This is a genomic window from Actinomadura livida, from assembly GCF_014648675.1.
GTDB lineage: Bacteria > Actinomycetota > Actinomycetes > Streptosporangiales > Streptosporangiaceae > Spirillospora > Spirillospora livida.
The window spans coordinates 482,975-503,186 of the sequence record NZ_BMRO01000001.1; the positions used below are offsets into that span (position 1 = coordinate 482,975).

Annotated in this window: 20 protein-coding genes and 1 pseudogene; 11 read left to right on the forward strand and 10 right to left on the reverse strand. The window is 72.3% G+C overall.

Annotation, left to right across the window (positions count from 1 at the left end; genetic code table 11):
- Position 1 precedes the first annotated feature (1 nt).
- The 7 genes and pseudogenes from IEZ03_RS02065 to ribA form a co-directional block, all read right to left on the reverse strand.
- Positions 2-862: pseudogene (locus tag IEZ03_RS02065) on the reverse strand (lysylphosphatidylglycerol synthase domain-containing protein); the annotation flags it as partial.
- Entirely contained in the window at positions 790-1,584 is a 795-nt protein-coding gene (locus IEZ03_RS02070) for a methyltransferase domain-containing protein (RefSeq protein ID WP_229807933.1), read from the reverse strand. The pseudogene IEZ03_RS02065 and the gene IEZ03_RS02070, both read right to left, overlap by 73 nt.
- Positions 1,585-1,595: 11 nt before the next feature.
- Complete coding sequence (locus IEZ03_RS02075; RefSeq protein WP_184882635.1) at positions 1,596-2,672, reverse strand: glycosyltransferase family 4 protein; 1,077 nt, start codon at positions 2,670-2,672, stop codon at positions 1,596-1,598.
- On the reverse strand, positions 2,669-3,067 hold the full coding sequence (locus IEZ03_RS02080; RefSeq protein ID WP_184882633.1) for a 6-pyruvoyl trahydropterin synthase family protein: 399 nt from the start codon (positions 3,065-3,067) through the stop codon (positions 2,669-2,671). Before IEZ03_RS02080 ends, IEZ03_RS02075 begins: the two co-directional genes overlap by 4 nt.
- A gap of 48 nt (positions 3,068-3,115) precedes the next feature.
- Positions 3,116-4,087 (reverse strand): zinc-dependent alcohol dehydrogenase, encoded by a 972-nt coding sequence (locus IEZ03_RS02085; protein WP_184882631.1) that lies wholly within the window; start codon positions 4,085-4,087, stop codon positions 3,116-3,118.
- Positions 4,044-4,898 carry a CDP-alcohol phosphatidyltransferase family protein gene (locus IEZ03_RS02090; RefSeq protein WP_184882629.1) on the reverse strand — a complete coding sequence of 285 codons (855 nt, stop codon included), beginning with the start codon at positions 4,896-4,898 and terminating at the stop codon, positions 4,044-4,046. Before IEZ03_RS02090 ends, IEZ03_RS02085 begins: the two co-directional genes overlap by 44 nt.
- 8 nt (positions 4,899-4,906) lie before the next feature.
- Positions 4,907-5,578: a GTP cyclohydrolase II gene (ribA, locus tag IEZ03_RS02095; RefSeq protein ID WP_184882627.1), complete on the reverse strand. Its 672-nt coding sequence runs from the start codon at positions 5,576-5,578 to the stop codon at positions 4,907-4,909.
- Positions 5,579-6,264: 686 nt separating this feature from the next.
- Here ribA and IEZ03_RS02100 point away from each other — a divergent pair.
- The 11 genes from IEZ03_RS02100 (at position 6,265) to IEZ03_RS02150 (ending at position 18,691) form a co-directional block, all read left to right on the forward strand.
- Positions 6,265-7,626 carry an ABC transporter substrate-binding protein gene (locus IEZ03_RS02100; RefSeq protein ID WP_184882625.1) on the forward strand — a complete coding sequence of 454 codons (1,362 nt, stop codon included), beginning with the start codon at positions 6,265-6,267 and terminating at the stop codon, positions 7,624-7,626.
- 5 nt (positions 7,627-7,631) lie between these two features.
- Positions 7,632-8,663, forward strand: coding sequence for a carbohydrate ABC transporter permease (locus tag IEZ03_RS02105; protein ID WP_184882623.1), 1,032 nt, complete (start codon positions 7,632-7,634; stop codon positions 8,661-8,663).
- A complete protein-coding gene (locus tag IEZ03_RS02110) occupies positions 8,660-9,490 on the forward strand; it encodes a carbohydrate ABC transporter permease (protein WP_184882621.1) in 831 nt (276 codons plus the stop codon). Before IEZ03_RS02105 ends, IEZ03_RS02110 begins: the two co-directional genes overlap by 4 nt.
- Before the next feature lie 49 nt (positions 9,491-9,539).
- The gene (locus tag IEZ03_RS02115; protein WP_184882620.1) at positions 9,540-11,198 is read left to right on the forward strand and encodes a glycoside hydrolase family 13 protein; all 1,659 of its coding nucleotides are present in this window, start codon (positions 9,540-9,542) and stop codon (positions 11,196-11,198) included.
- 10 nt (positions 11,199-11,208) lie between these two features.
- On the forward strand, positions 11,209-12,255 hold the full coding sequence (locus IEZ03_RS02120; RefSeq protein ID WP_132050245.1) for a LacI family DNA-binding transcriptional regulator: 1,047 nt from the start codon (positions 11,209-11,211) through the stop codon (positions 12,253-12,255).
- 164 nt (positions 12,256-12,419) lie between these two features.
- Positions 12,420-13,727 (forward strand): ABC transporter substrate-binding protein, encoded by a 1,308-nt coding sequence (locus tag IEZ03_RS02125; protein WP_184882618.1) that lies wholly within the window; start codon positions 12,420-12,422, stop codon positions 13,725-13,727.
- A gap of 111 nt (positions 13,728-13,838) precedes the next feature.
- The gene (locus tag IEZ03_RS02130) at positions 13,839-14,828 is read left to right on the forward strand and encodes a carbohydrate ABC transporter permease (protein ID WP_229807934.1); all 990 of its coding nucleotides are present in this window, start codon (positions 13,839-13,841) and stop codon (positions 14,826-14,828) included.
- Entirely contained in the window at positions 14,825-15,724 is a 900-nt protein-coding gene (locus tag IEZ03_RS02135) for a carbohydrate ABC transporter permease (protein ID WP_373293502.1), read from the forward strand. The genes IEZ03_RS02130 and IEZ03_RS02135 overlap by 4 nt, the downstream gene beginning before the upstream one ends.
- Positions 15,721-17,145: a GH1 family beta-glucosidase gene (locus tag IEZ03_RS02140; protein WP_184882616.1), complete on the forward strand. Its 1,425-nt coding sequence runs from the start codon at positions 15,721-15,723 to the stop codon at positions 17,143-17,145. The genes IEZ03_RS02135 and IEZ03_RS02140 overlap by 4 nt, the downstream gene beginning before the upstream one ends.
- A gap of 34 nt (positions 17,146-17,179) precedes the next feature.
- On the forward strand, positions 17,180-18,190 hold the full coding sequence (locus IEZ03_RS02145) for a LacI family DNA-binding transcriptional regulator (RefSeq protein WP_132050241.1): 1,011 nt from the start codon (positions 17,180-17,182) through the stop codon (positions 18,188-18,190).
- A gap of 15 nt (positions 18,191-18,205) precedes the next feature.
- The gene (locus IEZ03_RS02150) at positions 18,206-18,691 is read left to right on the forward strand and encodes a nucleoside deaminase (protein ID WP_184882614.1); all 486 of its coding nucleotides are present in this window, start codon (positions 18,206-18,208) and stop codon (positions 18,689-18,691) included.
- Between the two features lie 125 nt (positions 18,692-18,816).
- On the opposite strand, the gene IEZ03_RS02155 is transcribed toward IEZ03_RS02150, so the two are convergent.
- The 3 genes from IEZ03_RS02155 to IEZ03_RS37460 form a co-directional block, all read right to left on the reverse strand.
- Complete coding sequence (locus tag IEZ03_RS02155; protein ID WP_184882611.1) at positions 18,817-19,164, reverse strand: protealysin inhibitor emfourin; 348 nt, start codon at positions 19,162-19,164, stop codon at positions 18,817-18,819.
- Between the two features lie 79 nt (positions 19,165-19,243).
- Complete coding sequence (locus IEZ03_RS02160) at positions 19,244-19,645, reverse strand: SSI family serine proteinase inhibitor (RefSeq protein WP_184882609.1); 402 nt, start codon at positions 19,643-19,645, stop codon at positions 19,244-19,246.
- 210 nt (positions 19,646-19,855) lie between these two features.
- Entirely contained in the window at positions 19,856-20,212 is a 357-nt protein-coding gene (locus IEZ03_RS37460; protein WP_308427945.1) for a beta-galactosidase, read from the reverse strand.

Genomic DNA, 20,212 nt, shown 5'->3' on the forward strand with positions numbered 1-20,212 from the left:
CGAGCCCGGCGGCGCCGAACGCGACGGCGAGGACGGCCTCGCGCGGCCCCCAGCCGCCGACGTTCACCGGCAGCACCATCACGAGCAGCGCCAGCAGGAGCAGCGGCACCAGGGTGGCGAGCGGCGCAGTGGAGCCGGCGAGGCGGGCGGCGACGACGAACAGCGCCAGGTGCCCGGCCAGGGCCGTCACGGACAGGACCACGATGGCGGGCCAGATGTCCAGGACGGCGCGCGTGTCGGCGAACATGGCCGCCACCGCCCCCCGGTGCCCGGTGCGGTTGCGGCGGCGGGCCACGACGAGCAGCAGGCTCAGGACGACCGCGGTCACGACCAGGGCGGGCGTCATGGCCGGGGCCATCGCCGACAGCACGGCCGGCTGGGTGAACAGGACGACGAGGCCCACGAGCACTGGGACGACCTGTCCCGTGACCCGTTCGAGGAACACCGCACGCACCCCGCGGCCGACGTCACCGGACCGGTGGCCGTGGCTCACCGCGCGGTGGACGTCCCCGAGCACACCGGCGGGCAGCACCGCGTTGAGGAACTGGGCCTTGTAGTAGTCCGGCACGGCCCCCGCCATGGTCAGGGGCAGGCCCAGGCGCCGGGCGACCAGGCACCATCTGGCCGCGCTGAGCACGGTCGTCAGCAGCCCGATGGCGAGCGCGATGACGATGGCGCCCGCGTCGATGGCCTTGAGCGCGTCGACGAACGCGTCGGTGCTGTGCCACCACAGGAGTGCGGCGAGGATGCCCAGCCCGATGAGCAGGCGCAGCCGGGGCCAGAGCTTCTTCACGGTGTACCCCCGGGTAGGGCGAGCAGGTCGACGTGGTGGACCTCGGCGGTGAGCCCGCCCGCCGCGCACTCGGCGAGCCGCCGGCGCAGGTAGTCGTCCGCGGCCGGTCCGAGCTCGGGACGCTGCTCGACGGCGGCGCCGACCCAGCCGCGCAGCCACTCGGCGGTCAGCGCGGCCTGCCCGGGGCCGAGCCGCCACGGGCTCGGGCGCGTCCGCACGGACGCACCGCGCCGCCCGAACGCCTCGGTGGCGGCGGTGACGGCGTCTGGTCCGAGGAGGCCGTCGCGGCGCTGGTGGGCGTCGAACGCGGCGGCGATCTCGCCGTCGAGCGGGTCGGGCGGGTTCAGCCGGACCCGCCCCACGACCGACAGGGTCAGCAGCGCCGGGCAGCCCACGGCGGCGGCGACGGACTCGATCTCGGCGGCGGTCAGCACGTCCAGCAGCGCCGACGCGGTGACGAGCGACGCGCCGACGAGGTCGGACGCGCGCAGCGACCCGAGGTCGCCCTTGCGGGTCTCGATCGTCGCGGGCAGCCCGTCGGCGGTGACGTAGGCGTTCTCGCGGGCCAGGTCGAGCAGCGCGGGGTCGTGGTCCTGCAGGATCCAGTGCTGCGGGCCGCGCAGCCGTCCCGAGAGCCAGCGGCCCAGGGAGCCGGTGCCGCAGCCGAGGTCCCAGATGACCAGCGGCTCGCCCGGCGGGAGCGCGTCGCGGAGCGGGTCCAGCAGCTCGGAGGCGCGGGCGACGGCGTCCGCGCCCTCCCGCAGCGTCAGCCAGGAGGGATCGAAGCTCACCGTTTCCTCCTTCACCGCGCCTCCCTGCGCAGGCGGGACAGGACGACGGCCATGCGGCGGGCGGTGTCGTCCCAGCCCGGGAGCATGCCGCGGCGCAGCCGGGCGGCGGCGCGCAGCCGGCCCCGCAGCTCCGGCGTCACCAGCCACCGGCGCAGCGACGCGGCCAGCGCGCCCGGATCGTCCGGCGGCACGAGCAGGCCCGGGACGGCCCCCGTGGGGTCCCAGCCGAGCGTGTCGGGCACGCCGTCGACCGCCGTCGCGATGACCGGGATGCCCCGCGCGAGCGCCTCGCTCACGACCATCCCGTACGTCTCCGCGCGGGACGCGAGGATGACGAGGTCGGCCCCGGCGTAGGCGTCGTCGAGCCGCTTGCCGGTCAGCGGCCCCTCCAGGTGGACGCGGTCGCCGAGGCCGCGCCGGGCGATCAGCCGGTGCAGCCGCGTCACGTACTCGGGGTCGCGGCGCAGCGGCCCGACGATCTCGCACTGCCACGGCAGGTGCCCGAGGGTGGCGAGGGCCTCCACGAGGACGTCGTGGCCCTTGCGCGGCGTCACCGAGGCCACCGACAGCAGGCGGGTCGTCCCGTCGGTGCCGGACGCGAGCGAGGCCGGGTCGGTCCCGGGCGTCACGGCGTGCACGCGGGACGCCTCCAGGCCGTGGTGGGCGGTGAGGTGCTCCTTCGCCCACGGGCTGGTCGCCACCACGGCCCCGGCCGCCTCCAGCACCTCGCGCTCGCCCGCGTCGAGGTCGGCCTGGCCGGGTTCGTCCGCCAGCGGGAGGTGGACGAGGACGGCCAGCCGCAGCCGGGCCGCCTCCGGCACCACGATGCCGGGGACGCCGCACGCGACGAGGCCGTCCATCAGGACGACGCTCCCGTCGGGCAGGCCGCCGAGCGACCGGGCGAGACCGTCCCGCGCGGCCGCGTCGGGGCGCGGCCACGCCCCGGGCATCGCCAGCTCCCGGACCGTGCGCCCCGACGCGGCCAGCGCGTCGCTCAGCCGCCGGTCGTAGCGGTTGCCGCCGCTCGGCACGTCCGGGTCGTCGATGTCGCCCGGGACGACGAAGCAGATCTCCTGCGATGCGCTCATAGGGCGCGCTCGTAACTGGCCCAGGCGACGTGCGACTCTTTCAGCGTCACCGTGATTCCGGTCAGGCCGCGCGCGTTCTCGCCGAGGGCGCCCGCGTGGACCCGGTCGGCGAGCCGGTCGGCGATGACCTTGGCGAGGAACTCCGTCGACGTGTTGACCCCGGCGAAGTCCGGCTCCTCGTCCAGGTTGCGGTAGTTCAGCCCGCCCAGGACCTCGCCCAGCTCGCTGGTGGCGAGCCCGATGTCGACGACGATGCCGTCCGGGTCCAGGCCGGGGCGGCGGAACGTCGCGTCCACCACGTACGTCGCGCCGTGCAGCCGCTGCGCCGGGCCGAAGACCTCGCCGCGGAAACTATGGGCGATCATGACGTGGTCCCGGACGGTGATACCGAACAAGGTCGTCCTCCAGATGGTCGGGATGCAAAGGACTCGAAACGCAAAGACTCAGTAGGTGATTCGCTGGCAGAGCGCGGGAAGTTCACCGCTCGCCAGCCGCGGCATGACGCGCGGCAGGTCGGCGAACGGGCTCTCGCCCGTGACCAGCGTGTCGAACGCGGGGTTCGCGAGCAGCCGCAGCGCCAGCGCCACCCGGTCGGCGAAGGTCCGCCGCGCCCGGCGCGCCGGGGGCAGGGCGCCGACCTGGCTGCCGCGTATCGTCAGCCGCCGCGAGTGGAAGAACTCGCCCAGCGGGACGCTGATCCTCCGGTCGCCGTACCAGCTCAGCTCCACGACCTCCCCGTCCGGGGCGAGCAGTTCCAGCGACCTGGCCAGGCCGGCCTCGGTGGCGCTCGCGTGGACGACCAGGTCGCAGCCGCCCGCCGCGTCCTCGGGCGCCGCGAACCCGACGCCCAGCGCCCGCGCGACGTCCGCGCGGGAGGGATCGGTGTCGACGAGCTGGACGTCGCAGCCCGGGAATCCGGCGAGGACCCCGGCGACCGAGCAGCCGACCATCCCGGCGCCGACCACGGCGACGCGGTCGCCGACCAGCGGCGCCGCGTCCCACAGCGCGTTCACGGCGGTCTCCACGGTCCCGGCGAGGATGGCGCGCCCCGGCGGCACCTCGGCGGGGACGGGGGTGACCGCGCTCGCCGGGACGACGTACCGGGTCTGGTGCGGGTAGAGGCAGAACACCGTGCGGCCGAGCAGTTCCGGCGGGCCGTGCTCGACCACGCCGACGTTCAGGTAGCCGTACTTGACCGGGCCGGGGAACGCCCCGTCCTGGAACGGCGCCCGCATGATCGCGTGCTGGTTCGGCGGGACGGCCCCGCGGAAGACGATCGACTCCGTCCCCCGGCTCACCCCGGAGCAGACCGTCCGGACCAGCACCTCGCCGGGCCCCGGCTCCGGCAGGGCGACGTCGCGGATCTCCCCCTTACCGGGCGACCGGATCCAGAAGGCGCGGGCTTCGCGCTCCATCCGTGCTCCTCCCCCGATTCCCCCGGCCTCCGCGGCCCCCGCGGCCCCCGCGGCCCGCCGGCCGGTCCGCGTGCCGCCGCGTGTACAGCCACCCGACGTCCCGCCCGAACGACCACACCAGCAGCGCGAGCGACGCCGCCACCAGCGCGGCCGCGTAGGGGACGACGCCCGAGGCGGCCACGGTCAGCGCGACCCCCTGCACCACCGCGACGGCCTTGCGCGCGATGCTGGGCCGCAGCTCGGCGCGCAGCCACGGCGCCGCCCACGCCGCGGCGCCGAACACGTACCGCATCGCCCCGATCGCCAGCACCCACGCCCCGGCGGACCAGGCCACGTGCACGCTCAGCACCAGGACGAGGAACGCGTCGACCTCCATGTCGAACCGGGCGCCGAGCCGCGACGCCGTCCCGGTGCGCCGGGCGACCTGCCCGTCGACACCGTCCAGGACGAGCGCCACCGAGGCGGCCGCGACCAGCGTCCACGTGTGGCCGTCCCCCATCAGATGCCCCGCGACCAGCGCCGCGACACCCCCCGTGAGAATGACGCGACCGAGCGTGACGTGGTCGGCGGGCCCGAGCGTCCGCCGGTGCCGGAAGGCCGCGGTGAGGACGCCCCACGAGACCAGCGCGTAGGCGACGCCCACGGCGACGCCCGCGATCCCGGGCCGCAGTGCGGCCAGCAGCGCGAACTGCACGCCCACCGCGGCCGCCAGCTCGACGCCCCGCGTCGGCGCCGGCCTGCGGCGGCGCGGCGTCCCGGCGGTGTAGAGCACGCCCGGCGGCGCCGTCGTCAGCGGTCGCGTGACCGCCATGGGCCGCGTCATCCGCGGACCTCGCTCACCGGCGCCTCGCCGATGGCGCCGTCCAACCCCGGGCCCTCCAGCTGGGGGAGGTCGTGGCCGAGCCGGTCGCGCTTGGCGGTGAGGTAGCGGACGTTGTCGTCGCTGACCGGGACGAGCAGCGGCACACGCGCCGCGATCGCGATCCCGTAGGACTCCAGGGCGCTCACCTTGACCGGATTGTTCGACAGCAGCCGCACCGACCGGACCCCGAGGTGCCGCAGGATGCGCGCCGCCGGCCCGTAGTCGCGGACGTCGACCGGCAGGCCGATGGCCGTGGCGGAGTCGACGGTGTCGAGGCCCTGGTCGTCCTGCAGGATGTGGGTACGGACCTTCGCCACAAGCCCGATCCCGCGCCCCTCGTGGCCGCGCAGGTACACCAGGACGCCGGCCCCCTCGCGGGCGATGGCGTCCAGCGCCGTGCCGAGCTGGTCCCCGCACTCGCAGCGCGTGGCGCCGAAGATGTCGCCGGTCATGCACTCGGAGTGCATCCGCACGAGCACGTTCTCCATGCCCCTGACGTCGCCCCGCACGAGCGCCATGTGCTCGTGCCCGTCGACCGGGTCCCGGAACGCGACGGCGCGGAACACGCCGCGCCTCGTCCTGAGATCCGCCTCCGCTATGTCCTTCTGGTCGATGCCCTGGTCCCGCATCGCTCCCCTTCCTCGGCGTCGCAATCACCCTGTACTACGTGGCAGAGGCACCAGGTGGTTGCGTCGGACGGTCCGTATACCCCGTGGCACGGAGGGGAGACACCGCAGGGTTCAGCCTAGGCGCGCCCGGACTACGAGGTCGTGCAACGCACGGGGGTCCGCGGGAGATTCGGGCAGGTCACTGCGGTCGCGCTCGTCCTCCAGGCGGGCGGTGAGCGCGGTGACGTCGGCCTGGAGGCGCGACGGGGCGGGGGCGTCCGCGGGCAGGGCGCCGTGCTCGGCGGCCCGCTTCGCCTCGATCAGGCCGGGAAGGTAGGGCGGCCCGTCGCCGGTGAGGCGCGCCAGGTCGGCCTGGACCTCGCCGGTCGACGTCGCTGCCGGCGGTCGCCAGCCCGTAGGCCCGCGACCCGGTCACGACCGACAGGACCGTGTGGTCGCGGACGAGGTCGAGCGCGCTGCCGTTCACCGGGGCCAGCCTGGCGCAGCGGCCGCGGGCGTGTCGACCTGGTTTGCCCGGAGCCTGGAAAGAGTTACAGCTTGGCTACTTCCTTGCAGAAAGTTTCTGCAAACTGTTTACGACATTGCAAAGCGTTGCTAGCGTCCGGCACCAGCCACCCCCAATCCCCGGACATGCGGGACGGCCGGCCCCCGAAGGCACGACCGCCCGTCCCGCCAAGGAGGACACCATGCGGCGCATCCCCCCCAACGGCGGCACCCCACTCGCCGGCATCGTCGCCTGCGCCGCCCTCGCGCTCTCGCTCACCGCCTGCGGCGGCGATGACGACGGCGGCTCGCAGGGCGGCGGCACCGCGGGCCTGGAGGGCCGCGGGCCGATCACCTTCGTGACCGGCAAGGACCGGTCCGGCAACCTGCAGAAGCAGGTGGACGCCTGGAACTCCGACCACCCGCAGGAGCAGGTCCGCGTCATCGAGCTCCCGGACGAGCCCAACGACCAGCGCCAGCAGATGATCCAGAACGCCACCACCAAGTCGGACGCCTACTCGGTGCTGAACCTCGACGTGGTGTGGACCGCCGAGTTCGCCGCCAACCGCTGGCTGGTGGAACTGCCTATGGCGTCCTTGTCCGGGGGGTCTGGGGGGTCGTCCCCCCAGGCAGAGAAGGGCAAGATCGACCTGTCCGCGATGCTGCCCGCGACGGTCAAGACCGGGCAGTACCGGGGCCGGCTCTACGCGGTGCCGTCGACGTCCGACGCGGGAATGCTCTACTACCGCGAGGACCTCCTGGAGAAGGCCGGGATCGCCGAGCCCCCGAAGACCTACCAGGAGATGTGGGATGCCTGCGACAAGGTGCAGAAACTCCCCGAGGGCGAGGACGCCGACTGCTACTTCACCGAGGTCAACAAGACCGAGAGCATGACGATCAGCGCGGTCGAGGCGATCACCGCGGCGGGCGGCTCGATCATCGGGCCGGACGGCAAGCCGGCGCTGAACACGCCGCAGGCCCGGCAGGGCCTGGAGTTCCTCGTGGACGCCAAGAAGACCCGGATGCCCAAGGAGGCCGTGACGCTCGACACCGAGGGCGGGCGGCGCTACTTCCAGTCCGGCAAGCTCGTCTTCCAGCGGCAGTGGCCCTACCAGTACGCGCTCGCCAACGAGGACGACGGCTCCTCCGAGGTGGCGGGCAAGTTCGCCGTCGCGCCGCTGCCCGGCCCGGACGGCCCCGGCGTGGCCAACCTCGGCGGGCACAACCTCGCGATCTCCGCGTTCGCCGCGAACAAGGCCACCTCGCTCGACTTCATCAACTACCTGACGGGCGCGGACGCGCAGCGCGCCAACCTGCTCGCGACGTCCCAGGCGCCGACCATCGCCGCGCTGTACGACGACCCGGAGATGGTGAAGAAGTTCCCCTACCTGCCCGTCCTCAAGAAGGCCATCGAGACCGCCGAGCCGCGTCCGGTCGCCGTGAAGTACGGGGACGTGACCGCCGCGATCCAGGGCGAGATGTACGACGCGGTCACCGGCAAGAAGCCCGCTGAGCAGGCACTGAACGACCTTCAGGCCAAGCTCGGACCGCTGACCGCGCAGTGAGCCGCATGACCACCGCCCCCGGGCATCCGGCGTCCGCCGCGGGCAGCCCCGCGGCGGGCGCGCCGCCCGGACAGAGCGCGAACGGGCGCGGGCGCAAGGGCGACGTGCAGGGCACGCGGCGGCTCGCGGCGCTGCTGCTGTCCCCGACGCTGCTCGTGCTCGCGCTCGTCATCGGCTACCCGGTCCTCGCCGGCTTCCGCGAGTCGCTGTACGCGCGGGGCGAGGGCCTGGACGACCAGGGGTTCGTCGTGGAGGGCGACCGGTTCGCCGGCCTCGGCAACTACACCGCGATCTTCCAGGGCGACCGGGCCGCGGCGTTCTGGAACGCCTTCGGCAACACCACGTTCTTCACCGTCACCACCGTGGTCCTGGAGACGGTGATCGGTGTCGCGATGGCGCTGATCATGCACCAGATGTTCCGGGGGCGGGCGCTGGTGCGCGCCAGCATCCTCGTCCCGTGGGCGATCCCGACCGCGATCTCCGGGCTGCTGTGGCGGTGGATCTTCCAGGCCGACGGCGCCGCGAACGCCGTGCTGCGCGAGCAGATCCTGTGGACCGCCGACGGCTTCCCCGCCAAGATGGCCATCGTCGTCGCCGAGGTCTGGAAGACCTCCCCGTTCATCGGGCTGCTGGTGCTGGCCGGGCTGCAGATGATCCCCCGGGAGGTCTACGAGGCCGCCCGGGTGGACGGCGCGGGCCCCGTCCAGCAGTTCTGGCGGATCACGCTCCCGCTGGTGAAGCCCGCGCTGCTGGTGGCCGTGCTGTTCCGGATGCTGGACGCGCTGCGGATGTTCGACCTGCCCGCCGTCCTGATCGGCGTCAACCAGAAGTCCGTGGAGACCCTGACGATGCTCGCCTGGTTCGAGGCGTCCAACCTCAGATACGGGTCGGCGGCGGCGTACGCGACCGTCCTGTTCCTGTACATCGCCGTGATCGCGTACCTGTTCGTGAAGCTGCTCGGCGCGGACATCATCGGCGAGGCCCGGCGGCAGGACCGGGGCGCGCGGAAGGGCGCGCGGAAGAAGGTGACCGCATGAGCGGCTCGCTCGCCAGGCGGACGCTGTCCTCCCTGGGGTTCGCGCTGGTGGCGCTCTACTCCCTCGCGCCGTTCTACTGGATGACGGTGTCGGCGTTCCGCAGGCCGCAGGACCAGTTCGACAACACGATCATCCCGGTGCGGTGGTCGTGGGAGAACTTCTCCGCGGTCTTCTCCGGCGACAACGGGTTCGGGCGGGCGCTGCTCAACAGCCTCGTCGTGGCGGGCGGCACGACCGTGCTGACGCTGCTCATCGGCACGGTCACCGCCTACGCGCTGGCCCGGCTGGACTTCCGGTTCAAGAACGCCGTCCTCGGACTCATCATCGCGACGACGATGTTCCCGGGAATCTCGCAGCTCGTTCCCTTGCTGAAGCTCTTCACCGACATCGGATGGATCAACACCTACCAGGCGATGGTGGTCCCCAGCCTGGGGTTCGCGCTGCCGCTGTCGGTGTGGCTGCTCACGGCCTTCTTCCGGCAGCTGCCGTTCGAGCTGGAGCAGGCGGCCATGGTGGACGGCTGCACCCGCGGCCAGGCGTTCCGGAAGATCATCATTCCGCTCGCGGCGCCCGGGGTGTTCACCACCGCGATCCTGACCTTCATCGCCGCGTGGAACGAGTTCCTCATCGCCCTGTCCATGGTCAACAAGAAGGAGATGCAGACCGCCACGGTCGCGATCTCCAAGTTCACCGGCGTCTCCGGGTTCGACCAGCCGTTCGGCACCCAGATGGCGGCGGGCGTGATCGTGACCGTCCCGCTGATCGTCGTGGTGCTGGTCTTCCAGCGCCGGATCGTCGCCGGCCTCACCGCCGGCGGAGTCAAGTGAACCGAACCGCACGCACGCACGCTGACAGCTCCCGATTCGAAGGATGTTCATGACCCAGGACACCCTGATCGTCCCCGCCGAAGACCTGACTGCGTCCGGCGACACGGGGGACGGTGCCCGCTGGTGGCGCGACGCCGTGATCTACCAGGTCTACGTGCGCAGCTTCGCCGACTCCGACGGGGACGGCGTCGGCGACCTGCCCGGCGTCCGGAGCAGGCTGCCGTACCTGGCCGGGCTCGGCGTCGACGCGCTGTGGCTGACGCCGTTCTACGTCTCCCCCATGGCCGACTTCGGCTACGACGTCGCCGACTACCGCGGCGTCGACCCGCTGTTCGGCACGCTCGACGACGCCCGCGGCCTGATCGCGGACGCGCACGCCCACGGCATGCGGATCATCGTCGACGTCGTGCCCAACCACACCTCCGACCGGCACGCCTGGTTCCGGGCCGCGCTCGCCGCCGCCCCGGGCTCCGCCGAGCGCGCCCGCTACATCTTCCGCGACGGGCGGGGGCCGGACGGCGCCGAACCGCCCAACGACTGGGAGTCGGTGTTCGGCGGCCCCGCCTGGACCCGGCTGCCGGACGGCCAGTGGTACCTGCACCTGTTCGCCCCCGAGCAGCCCGACCTGAACTGGGAGAACCCCGAGGTCCACGCCGAGTTCGCGGACGTCCTGAAGTTCTGGCTCGACGTCGGCGTCGACGGCTTCCGGGTGGACGTCGCGCACGGCATGGCCAAGGCGCCGGGGCTCCCGGACGTCGGCCACGCCGACCAGGTCGAGATGCTCGGCACGGCCGTCCTGCCGTACTTCGACCAGGACCACGTCCACGACATCCACCGCGGGTGGCGGCGCCTCCTCGACTCCTACGGCGGGCAGCGGATCGCCGTCGCCGAGGCGTGGGCGCCGACCCCCGAGCGCCTCGCCGCCTACACCCGCCCGGACGAGCTGCACCAGGCGTTCAACTTCCACTACCTCACCGCGTCGTGGGAGGCGCCCGCGCTGCGGGAGGTCATCGAGGAGTCGCTGCGGACGGCCGGGGGGGTCGGCGCGCCCGCCACCTGGGTGCTGTCCAACCACGACGTGAAACGGCACGTCACCCGGTACGGCGGCGGCGACCGGGGCCTGCGGCGCGCCCGCGCGGCGGCGCTGCTGACGCTCGCGCTGCCCGGCTCCTCCTACGTCTACCAGGGCGAGGAGCTCGGCCTGCCGGAGGTGCTCGACCTGCCCGAGGAGTTCCAGCGGGACCCGCAGCGGCTGCGCGGCGACGGCGCCGGGCGCGACGGCTGCCGCGTGCCGCTGCCGTGGGAGGGCGAGGAACCCCCGTTCGGCTTCGGCGCGGGCGGCGGCTCGTGGCTCCCGATCCCCACCGACTGGCGCGACCTCACGGTCGCCGCACAGCGCGACGACCCCGGGTCCATGCTCAACCTGTACACGGAGGCGCTGCGCATCCGGCGCGGCCACCCCGCACTCGGCGACGGCTCGCTGCGCTGGCTGGACGGTCCAAGCGGCACACTGGTGTTCGTCCGGGAAAGCGCGGGCGAAGGCGCGCGCGGCGGGCTCGCGTGCGCCGTCAACCTGGGCGGCCGCGCCGTGCGCGTCCCCGCGTACGGGACGCCGCTGCTCGCGAGCGGGCCGGTCCGCGGGGACGGCGGCCACGTCGAGCTGCCGCCGGACACCGCATTGTGGTGGGACGTCAAGGAGGAAGGCTAATTTGAAACCCATGACGACACGCCTGGCGGACATCGCGGCGCACGCCGGGGTGAGCGAGGCGACGGTGAGCCGCGTGCTCAACGGCAAGCCGGGCGTGTCCCCGACCACGCGCCAGGCGGTGCTGACCGCTCTGGACGTGCTCGGCTACGAGCGCCCGGCCCGGCTGCGCCAGCGGCGGGCCGGGCTGATCGGGCTGATCATCCCCGAGCTGACCAACCCGATCTTCCCCGCGTTCGCCGAGGTCATCGAGAGCGCGCTGGCCAGGCACGGGTACATGGCGGTGCTGTGCTCGCAGGCGCCCGGCGGCGTCGCCGAGGACGAGTACATCGAGATGCTGCTGGAGCGCGGCGTCGCCGGGATCATCTTCGTCAACGGCCTGCACGCCAACGCCAACTCCGACCGGGCGCGGTACGCGCGGCTGCTGGAGCAGGCGCTGCCGATCGTGCTGGTGAACGGGTACCGCCCCGACATCGACGCCCCGTTCATCTCCAACGACGACGTGGCGTCCATGGAGGCGATCGTCGCGCACCTGGCCGCAATGGGCCACCGGAGGATCGGGCTGGCGATCGGCCAGGAGGTCTACGTGCCGACGCGCCGCAAGACCGAGGGCTTCCGCCGCGGGATGGCGGCGCACACCGACCTGGCGCCCGGCGAGGTGGACGAGCTGGTCGTCAACACCATGTACACGGTCGAGGGCGGGCAGGCCGCGGCGACCCGGCTGCTCGACGCGGGCTGCACGGCGATCTGCGGCGGCAACGACATCATGGCGCTCGGCGCGATCCGGGCGGCCCGGCAGCGCGGGCTGCGGGTCCCCGCGGACGTCTCGGTCACCGGCATGGACGACTCGCTGCTCACCGCCTACCTGGACCCCCCGCTGACCACCGTCCGGCAGTCGGTGCGCGAGATGTCGATGGCGGCGGTGAGCACCGTCCTGGACGAGATCCGCGGCACCCGCGCGCCCAGGACCGAACTGGTCTACCGGCCGGAACTGGTCGTCCGCCGGTCCACGGCGCCGGCGCCCGCGGCGGCCCGGCTGGCGCCCGCGAAGGACGGTTGACCAGGTGCTGACCGCGGGTCGGAGCGGACCTGACCGGCCCGGCGCCCCGGCACGGTTGTTGTAACGGTTGTGTTTCGGCGCATTGACAGTGAGGCCCGTCACGGTCTTTCATCCGTGGGAGCGCTCCCACACACCTGGAAGTCACAACCTGAGAGGGGTCCGCCATGAGGGCCATCATGCGGCGCGGACTGAGTACGGCGATGGCGGCGGTGCTCGTCGGCGGCCTGGTCGTATCCTGCGGCGGGGACGACGGCGAGGACGGCGGCTCGGACGGCGGTCCGGTCGAGCTCACCGTCGACGTCTTCGGCGAGGCGGGGTACGAAGAGATCGCCAAGCAGTACGAGCAGTCTCACCCCAACGTCACCGTCAAGCTGCGCAAGGTCTCCAGCCTCGACGAGTACAAGCCGCGCATCCAGCAGTGGATGTCCACCGGAAGCGGCGCCGGCGACGTCGTCATGCTGGAAGAGGGCATCCTGCCGCTCTACATGCAGCAGGCGAACAAGTTCGTCAACCTCTTCGACCACGGCGGCAAGGAGCTGGAGAAGAACTTCCTGCCCTGGAAGTGGCAGATGGGCGTCAGCCCGGACGGCAAGCAGCTCGTCGGACTCGGCACCGACGTCGGCCCGCTCGCCATGTGCTACCGCAAGGACCTGTTCGAGAAGGCGGGCTTCCCGACCGAGCGCGACGAGGTCGGCAAGCTCTGGCCGACGTGGGACGAGTTCCTCGCCAAGGGCCAGGAGTTCCAGGAGAAGGTCCCCGACACCAAGTGGCTGGACGGCCCGACCGCCGTCTTCCGCGCGACCGTCCTGCAGAACGCCGGCAGCGGCCCCGGACACAGCTTCTTCGACAAGGAGAACAACCTCGTCTTCGAGAGCAACCCGGCCGTCAAGCAGGCGTTCGACACGTCGCTGAAGTTCGAGCAGAGCAAGCTCACCGCCGACATGTCGATCTTCACGCCGCCGTGGCAGACCGCGCTCAAGCGCGACACGTTCGCCACCCTCCCGTGCCCGTCCTGGATGCTCGGCGGCATCGAGGAGTTCTCCGGCGACGCCGGCAAGGGCAAGTGGGACGTGGCGACGATCCCAGGCGGCTCCGGCTACTGGGGCGGCTCGTGGCTGGCCGTGCCGAAGCAGACCAAGCACGCCGAGGAGGCCGCCGAGCTGGCCAAGTTCCTGACCTCTCCCGAGGGCCAGGTCGGCGCGTTCAAGGCCGCGAACGTCTTCCCGTCCTCCCCGCAGGCCGCGCAGGACCCGGCGGTGGCGGGCGCGACGAGCGCGTACTTCAACGACGCTCCGGTCGGCAAGATCTTCGGTGACCTGGTCGCCTCGGTGAAGCCGGTCCACCTCGGGCCGAAGAACGAGGACGTGCGGGCCGCGGTCGAGAACGTGCTCGTGTCGGTGGGCCAGGGCAAGCAGGACGCCGGTGAGGCGTGGAGCAAGTCCGTCGAGGAGGCTGAGAAGGCCGCCCGCTAGTCCAGGCGGTCTTCCGACCACGGCGGCGGCGCCGCGCCGCAACCTCCCCGCCGGCGCCGCCGCCGTACCCATCCCTCCCTCAGCCCCGTCCTCGGAAAGGAGGCGCACGACGTGACCACCGATCTGCGCCCCAGCCGGAACGGCCCCCCGCCGCCCTCGCCGGCGAAGGCCGACCCGGGGCCCCGCCGCACCTGGCGGGCCCGGCTGGCCAGACTCGACGTGAAGGGCGCACCGTACGCCTTCATCTCGCCGTTCTACATCGTCTTCCTGATCTTCGGCGCGTTCCCGCTGCTGTTCACCCTCTGGGTCTCCCTGCACGACTGGGAGCTGGCGTCCGGGACCCGCGACTTCGTCGGGCTGGACAACTACGACTACCTGCTCACCGACGCGGACTTCTGGCACGCCACGGTCAACACGATCGGGATCTTCATGATCGCGACCGTGCCGCAGCTGCTGCTCGCGCTGATGATCGCCAACGCGCTGAACCGGCGGATGCGGGTCCCGACGCTGTTCCGCATCGGGATGGTCGCCCCGCTGGTCACCTCGACCGCCGCCGTCGCGATCGTGTTCACCCAGATGTTCGACCAGGACTGGGGGATGATCAACTGGTTCCTCGGGCTGTTCGGCGTCGACGCGATCGCCTGGAGCAGCAGCCGCGGCTGGTCCTGGGTCGCCATCGCCGTGATGGTCGACTGGCGCTGGACCGGCTACAACGCGCTGATCTACCTGGCCGCCATGCAGGCCATCCCGAAGGACCTCTACGAGGCCGCGGCGATCGACGGCGCGTCCCGCATCCGGCAGTTCTGGCAGATCACCGTGCCGATGCTGCGTCCCACGATCATCTTCACAGTGATCATCTCGACGATCGGCGGGCTGCAGCTGTTCACCGAGCCGGTCCTGTTCAGCATCCACACGCCCAACAAGATGGAGGGCGGCCCGCTGCACCAGTTCCAGACGATCACGATGTACATGTACGACAACGCGTTCTACAGCGACCGGTACGGCTACGGCGCCACCGTCGCCTGGGCGCTCTTCGTGATGATCATCGTGTTCTCCCTGATCAACTTCCTGGCCGTGCGGCGTACGGGAGGCACCAAGTGACCACGCTCCTGGCCGGCCCCGGCCGGCGCCCCGCGGGCAAGCACGCCGCCGCGCCCGCCGGCCGCTTCCGCGGCCTGTGGAACGCCAGCCCGCTCACCTACCTGACGCTCCTGGTGGCGCTGTTCCTGTCGATCTTCCCGATCTACTGGATGATCGCCATGGCGACCCGCACCAACGACGTCGTCGCCGACGTCCCGCCGCCGCTGCTGCCCGGCGGCAACGGCGGGGGGAACATCGAGCGGCTGTTCAACAACCCCGACGCGTTCTTCGCCAAGGGCCTGCTGAACTCCGTGATCGCCTCCGGCGTGGTGACGGTCACCACGGTGTTCTTCGCCTCGCTCGCCGGGTTCGCGTTCGCCAAGCTGCGCTTCCGCGGCAAGAACGGGCTGCTGCTGGTGATCATCGCGACGATGATGATCCCGGTGCAGATGGGCATCATCCCGCTCTACATGATCATGGTGGAGCTGGGCTGGCAGAACCAGCTGCAGGCCGTCATCGTCCCGTTCCTGGTCACCGGGTTCGGCGTGTTCATGATGCGGCAGTACGCCGAGCAGGCCGTCCCGGACGAGCTGATCGAGGCGGCCCGCGTCGACGGGTGCACCACGTTCGGCATCTACTGGCGCGTCGTGCTCCCCGCGCTGCGGCCCGCCGCCGGCGTCCTCGGCCTGTTCACGTTCATGCAGACCTGGAACGAGTTCATGTGGCCGCTGGCCGTGCTGAACCCCGACAACCCGACCGTGCAGCTGTCGATCAACAACCTGGCGAACGCCCACTTCCAGGACTACACGCTCATGTTCGCCGGTACCAGCGTGGCGGTGCTCCCGCTCCTCATCGTGTTCATCATTTTCGGCCGCCAGATCATCGGCGGAATCATGGAAGGTGCTGTGAAGGCGTGACCTCCCTCAAGGACGACACCGGCGCGACCACGGCCGCGCAGTTCCCGACCGCGTTCCGATGGGGGGCCGCGACCGCCGCTTACCAGATCGAGGGCGCCGCCGGCGAGGGCGGGCGCGGCCCGTCGATCTGGGACACGTTCTGCCGCACGCCCGGCAAGGTGCTCGGCGGCGACACCGGCGACGTCGCGGTGGACCACTACCACCGGTTCCCCGAGGACGTCCGGCTCATGTCCGACCTCGGGCTCACGGCGTACCGGTTCTCGATCTCCTGGTCCCGGGTGCAGCCGTCCGGGACCGGGGCCTTCAACCAGGAGGGCCTGGACTTCTACCGCCGGCTGGTCGACGCGCTGCTGGACGCGGGCATCGAGCCGTGGCCGACGCTCTACCACTGGGACCTCCCGCAGCCGCTGGAGGACAAGGGCGGCTGGCCGGAGCGCGAGACCGCGCACCGGTTCGCCGAGTACGCGACGCACGTGCACGCCGCGCTCGGCGACCGGGTCCGCCACTGGACGACCATCAACGAGCCGTGGTGCGCGGCGTTCCTCGGCTACGCGTCCGGGGAGCACGCGCCCGGCCGGCTCGACCCGGCGGCGTCGCTGCTCGCCGCGCACCACCAGATGCTCGGCCACGGCCTGGCGATCGAGGCGATGCGGGCCCGCACGCCGGACAACCGGTTCGGCGCCGCGGTCAACCTCTACGCGGTCACCCCCGCGACCGACGACCCCGCGGACGTGGACGCGGCGCGCCGCATCGACGGGCTGCAGAACCGGCTGTTCCTCGACCCGCTGCTGCTCGGCCGCTACCCCGAGGACGTCCTGGAGGACACCTCCCGGTACGGGTTCGTCCCGGCGGACGCCGACCTGGCCGTGATCGGCACGCCGATCGACCAGCTCGGCATCAACTACTACTCGCGGCACACCGTCGCGGGCACGCCCGGCGAGGCGGCGCAGACCGCGTCGTCGCCGTTCTCCACGCACTCCCCGTGGGTCGGCAGCGACCATGTCCGCTTCGTCCCCGCCGGGCGTCCCGTCACCGGGATGGGCTGGGAGATCGACGCGGACGGGCTGCACGAGGTCCTCACCCGGGTGCACCGCGACTACCCGGAGGTATCGCTGTACATCACCGAGAACGGGGCGGGCTACGACGAGACCCCGGACGGGGATGGCACGGTCCAAGACACGGGCCGGATCGACTATCTGGACGCGCATCTCCGGGCGTGCCACCGCGCCATCGCCGACGGCGTACCGCTTCGCGGCTACTTCACCTGGTCCCTGCTGGATAATTTCGAGTGGGCTTGGGGCTACTCCAAGCGCTTCGGGCTCGTCCACGTCGACTACGCCACGCAACGCCGGGTGCCCAAGGACAGCGCCCGGTGGTACGCAGGGGTGATCCGGCGGGGCGGGCCGCCCGGACGGGGCTGACGCCACACGGGACCGGACGGACGAAGGGGGCGATATGACGGGCAGCAGCACCCGTCCCACGCTGGAAGCGGTGGCGGCGAGGGCAGGTGTCGGGCGCGGCACGGTGTCGCGGGTGGTCAACGGCTCGCCACGGGTCAGCGCCCAGGCCCGCGAGGCGGTGCTGAAGGCGATAGAGGAACTCGGGTACGTGCCGAACCGCGCGGCCCGGACCCTCGTCACCCGCCGCACCGACACCGTGGCGCTGGTGGTCGCCGAGTCCGACCAGCGGCTGTTCGACGAGCCGTACTTCGCCGGGATCATCCGGGGGATCAGCAACGGCCTCGCCGACACGGGGCTGCAGCTCCTGCTCGCGCTCGCCCGGTCCCCCGCCGAGTACGGGCGGCTGGAGGAGTACCTCACCACGCAGCACGTGGACGGGGTGCTCCTCACCTCCCTGCACGCCGAGGACCCGCTGCCCGCCAAGCTGGAGGCCAACGGCGTGCCGACCGTGCTCGGCGGGCGCCCGCCCGGCCTGTCGCCGGTCAGCTACGTCGACGTCGACAACCGCAGCGGCGCCCGCGAGGCCGTCACCCACCTGATCTCCGGCGGCCGGCGGCGGATCGCGACCATCGCCGGCCCGCAGGACATGGGGGTGGGCCTCGACCGGCTGGCCGGCTACCGCGAGGCCCTCGCCGAGGCCGGGCTGCCGGAGTACGTCGAGTACGGCGACTTCGGCGAGGCCAGCGGCATCATCGCCACGGAGCGGCTGCTGGCCGCCGAGCCGGCCCTGGACGCGGTGTTCGCCGCGGACGACCCGATGGCGCTCGGCGCGCTGCGGGTCCTGCGGCGGCACGGCCGCCGCGTCCCCGGCGACGTCGCGGTGATCGGGTTCGACGACTCGGCCGCCGCTCCGCTGGCCGACCCGCCGCTCACCACCGTCCACCAGTCGGTGGGCGAGATGGGCGTGGAGATGGCCCGGCTGCTGGTGTCCCGCATCCGCGGCGAGACCGTCGCGGACCCGGTCGTCATCATGCGCCCCCACCTGGTGCTCCGGGAGTCGGCGTAGTCCTATGATCGTCCGGTGGGCTACGAACCGACCGACGCCGAACTCGTCCATCTGAACCGCTGCGTCGAACTCGCCGCCGAGGCGCTCGGCGCGGGCGACGAGCCGTTCGGGTCCGTGCTGGTGTCCGGGTCCGGGGAGGTCCTGTTCGAGGACCGCAACCGCACCGCGGACGGCGACCAGACCCGGCACCCCGAGTTCGAGATCGCCCGGTGGTCGGCGCGCAACCTCGCCGCGGGCGAGCGCGCCGCCGCCACCGTGTTCACCTCCGGGGAGCACTGCCCGATGTGCTCGGCCGCGCACGCCTGGGTGGGGCTCGGCCGCATCGTCTACGTCCACTCGTCCGCGCAGCTCACCGCGTGGCGCGGCGAGCTCGGCCTCCCGCCGGGGCCGGTCGCGCCGCTCCCGGTCCGGCAGGTCGCGCCGGGCCTTGCGGTGGACGGCCCGGTCGCCGCCCTGGAGTCAGCGATGCGCGACCTGCACACCCGCTTCGCCCGGTCGTGAAGCAGGGCCCGAGGAACGGGTGGAGCACTGGGTGGTGAAGCACGGCGTGCCGCCCTCCTAGGTCGGCGGGCGAGAGCGGCACGCCGTGGTCCGGCCGGGGGCGCCCCGGATCGGCGCCCCGCCGCTCATCTCCTGGCCGGCACCGCCGGTCGCTCCAGCAGCGCCTCCAGCCGCTCGACGGCCGCCCGCCAGTCGCACGGGACTTCGCACCGCGTCGTCCGGTGCCCCCGGTAGGTGAGGGTGTAGGTGAAGTGGTCGGCGACATCGCATCCCGCCGCCGACGAGCGCGTGGTGACGACGCGTCCCAGCGCGTCGCGCAGGCCGCGCATCTCCCCGGCCTTGAGCGTGGCGTCCCGGCCGTTGACGGACGCCGCTCCGGCGGAATCGACGGAGACGCGTTCCCGGATTCCGGCTATTCCTCCGGTGCGCTCATAGGTGACCAGTACGTCCGGTCCGGTGAAAGCGAGCATCATATTCGGATCACGCCCTTCTTGAATGCGGGCCGCCGGACAGCACCCCGCTTCCCCAACCCGGCGGCCCGCGGTCCGCGGTTTACTCGCCGAAAAGAATTCCACCGGTGTCGCGCATGGCCGCGCAGCGGTTGGGATAGGTGCGGGTGAAATGGCGTGGCCGGTCGCGCCATTTACCGTCGGCGCTCACCCGGACCGGCGCGTATTCGAGCGTGCACGGCCCTTCCTTCGCGGGGATCCGGGCGACCTCGCCGTCCGCGGCCGCGAGCTGGGCGCAGGCCCGGGAGGCCGCCCGGAGCGTCCCTCCGTCCGGACCGCACCAGAGCGTCTTCGCGGTGACGGGGCCCTCTTCCGGGGCCACCATCAGCAGGTATGCGCCGGTCGGCTCCACCGGGGCCTGCGCCTGCGCCGGGGCGGCCTGGGCGAGTACCGCCGTTCCCGCCAGCGCGGCGGCCCACCGGATTCGGGCGCGCGACATGGTCATGTCTTCCTCCCTGGATTGCCCGCCGCGATCTGCGGCATCGGCCGGCCGGGCGCCGATGTGTGGTGGGCGCCCCGCCGCTCCAGACATTAGGCGCCGCGAACTCCGGCGAACAACCCCATTGTTCGTCCCAACCTGGCCACCGGTTCACACTTAAATCAAGTCTGCCCAAGTGTGCAATACCAGATGACCACCATTTAACCCGGTGTTGTGCTAATGCGGGCCCGGACGCAGGACATTGCCCGCGGCGGACGGATCGCCGGAGGCGGGTGCGGTCGCCGGTTCCGTTTTCGCCAAGGGCGCGACGCTCGTGACGAAAAGGCCCTGGCGTTTGAACTCGTCGTACTTGGCGGTGAGCCGCCGGTTCTCGGTGATGGGGGCGCCGTAGTCGTACGAGGTGTAGACGTCGTTGGGCTGGCCGAGGCGTCCCCAGTTCGTGCCGCCGAACGCCATGTAGTAGCCGAACATCGTGGCGCCCGAGGTGATCAGATTGGACTTGTAGTACACCTTCATGAATCGGGGCCCGGTCAGTTCGGCGCACTTGTCGTAGCCCGCGCGGAACAGGTCGAT

What these genes read in the sequence shown, in the direction of transcription:
- IEZ03_RS02090 (WP_184882629.1), bottom strand. Translation starts at nt 4,898, where the DNA reads ATGGCGGTCACGCGACCGCTGACGACGGCGCCGCCGGGCGTGCTCTAC.
- IEZ03_RS02115 (WP_184882620.1), top strand. Translation starts at nt 9,540, where the DNA reads ATGACCCAGGACACCCTGATCGTCCCCGCCGAAGACCTGACTGCGTCC.
- IEZ03_RS02125 (WP_184882618.1), top strand. Translation starts at nt 12,420, where the DNA reads ATGAGGGCCATCATGCGGCGCGGACTGAGTACGGCGATGGCGGCGGTG.
- IEZ03_RS02100 (WP_184882625.1), top strand. Translation starts at nt 6,265, where the DNA reads ATGCGGCGCATCCCCCCCAACGGCGGCACCCCACTCGCCGGCATCGTC.
- IEZ03_RS02145 (WP_132050241.1), top strand. Translation starts at nt 17,180, where the DNA reads ATGACGGGCAGCAGCACCCGTCCCACGCTGGAAGCGGTGGCGGCGAGG.
- IEZ03_RS02160 (WP_184882609.1), bottom strand. Translation starts at nt 19,645, where the DNA reads ATGACCATGTCGCGCGCCCGAATCCGGTGGGCCGCCGCGCTGGCGGGA.
- IEZ03_RS02110 (WP_184882621.1), top strand. Translation starts at nt 8,660, where the DNA reads ATGAGCGGCTCGCTCGCCAGGCGGACGCTGTCCTCCCTGGGGTTCGCG.
- IEZ03_RS02085 (WP_184882631.1), bottom strand. Translation starts at nt 4,087, where the DNA reads ATGGAGCGCGAAGCCCGCGCCTTCTGGATCCGGTCGCCCGGTAAGGGG.
- ribA (WP_184882627.1), bottom strand. Translation starts at nt 5,578, where the DNA reads ATGCGGGACCAGGGCATCGACCAGAAGGACATAGCGGAGGCGGATCTC.
- IEZ03_RS02075 (WP_184882635.1), bottom strand. Translation starts at nt 2,672, where the DNA reads ATGAGCGCATCGCAGGAGATCTGCTTCGTCGTCCCGGGCGACATCGAC.
- IEZ03_RS02120 (WP_132050245.1), top strand. Translation starts at nt 11,209, where the DNA reads ATGACGACACGCCTGGCGGACATCGCGGCGCACGCCGGGGTGAGCGAG.
- IEZ03_RS02155 (WP_184882611.1), bottom strand. Translation starts at nt 19,164, where the DNA reads ATGATGCTCGCTTTCACCGGACCGGACGTACTGGTCACCTATGAGCGC.
- IEZ03_RS02105 (WP_184882623.1), top strand. Translation starts at nt 7,632, where the DNA reads ATGACCACCGCCCCCGGGCATCCGGCGTCCGCCGCGGGCAGCCCCGCG.